The following is a 1,327-nucleotide window of genomic DNA, read 5'->3' as shown; positions in this document are numbered from 1 at the left end:
AGGAGCTATCAGCACCAAATATTAAGTTGGCTACGTCTCTTATCACGGACCAGTCGCCGGGAAAATCCAAGAATCTTTTGGATCATCCCGGCGGCTTGCCCAGCTCACATGAACAATGGATTTCATGCGATTATCTTATCCTGGCCACTACTACAAGTACAAAAACTTATATTATAAGCATACTTTTAGGAACGCCGCAATCGTCAATAATTGAAACAAATTCAATACACCAACAAAAAGTAGCTCCTGCAGGCAATGCAGGGGCTACTTATTTTCACCTCGCACACATTTGTATACAAACGTATAATTTTGTATATAAATCTGTTGGAGTGTAATGGACATGGCCGCAACCAATTTTAGAACTGAAAAATTACTAAAGGAGCTGGAGGCTCTTTTCCAAAATAGATTGGACAATTTTGGGGATTTTAATTTTTTTTAACTTGACTAAAGATAAAGAGAGCGTGAAATTTTGTTATGGCAAAGGTGCGGTATCTGGAGATCCATTTATGATCTGCATTTTGCACTCAGTCTCACCGACACGGAATTATACCAAAAAATGTGGATCGCTTTGAACTGGAATACCTGAAAGAGCAAGAAAAAGAACTGAAAGAATTAAACGAATAATACCGGATACCTGCGCTGTGAGTGAATCAAATAACAAAAGCGCATTTCAGGAATGTAAATCCAGAAACGATGATAAAATTGATTGAGTCACTTGCAGAGTAAATGGATCAAAACACCAGACCACTTCAACCTTGAAGTGGTTCTTTTTTGTATAGAGAAGAATCTTAAGCTCTACAGGAATGTTTAGCGCAACAAGGAAGCTGATCCATGAGTCTGTGGTCAGCCAATCTATGGATGGAAACTTTTTCAAGTTCACCCGCGTCTAACATACGAATAAAGATTGCTGGTATGCATTCGGATAGAACGCTGCCGTCATGAGAACAGGAGTGGATACTATGAAAAAGCTTCTATGCACATTCGCCGTCATCGGTGCATTATCCGTCGGTACAACTGCGTTCGCCACCGTGGATATTGGCATTACGGTGAGGAGCAAGCCGATCGCAACCGACAGTCCGCCCATCTACGATCAGGGACGGGTGCTCGTGCCGATCCGAGCTGTCTCCGAAGCACTGGGCGCCGCCGTCGATTGGGATGCGAAAACGGACACCGTGGTCGTCCGAAAATGGTCGCAGACGACTAAACTGACCGTCGGGAAGAAGACGGCCGCGACCGAGACGTTTGGGAATAACTCGTCCTCGTCGGGTCCGATTTCGCTCGACGTGCCAGCGAAGGCCGTCCATAATCGCGTCTATGTGCCTCTGCG

General features: G+C 44.6%; 2 protein-coding genes. Both read left to right on the top strand.

Translation table 11 applies throughout. From position 1 onward, the window contains the following. Nucleotides 1-335 (top strand): hypothetical protein (locus GRP75_RS30145; protein ID WP_237449220.1); only part of this gene is annotated, 335 nt, incomplete at its 5' end. 624 nt (nt 336-959) lie between these two features. Next, nucleotides 960-1,327, top strand: a 368-nt coding sequence (locus GRP75_RS27135) for a copper amine oxidase N-terminal domain-containing protein (RefSeq protein ID WP_160790913.1), incomplete at its 3' end; no start/stop codon positions are given.

It is taken from the genome of Paenibacillus sp. OT2-17 (assembly GCF_009827695.1).
Taxonomy (GTDB): domain Bacteria; phylum Bacillota; class Bacilli; order Paenibacillales; family Paenibacillaceae; genus Paenibacillus; species Paenibacillus polymyxa_B.
The sequence above is the reverse complement of the archived record's forward strand: the minus strand, read 5'-3'. Positions and strand labels throughout refer to the sequence as shown.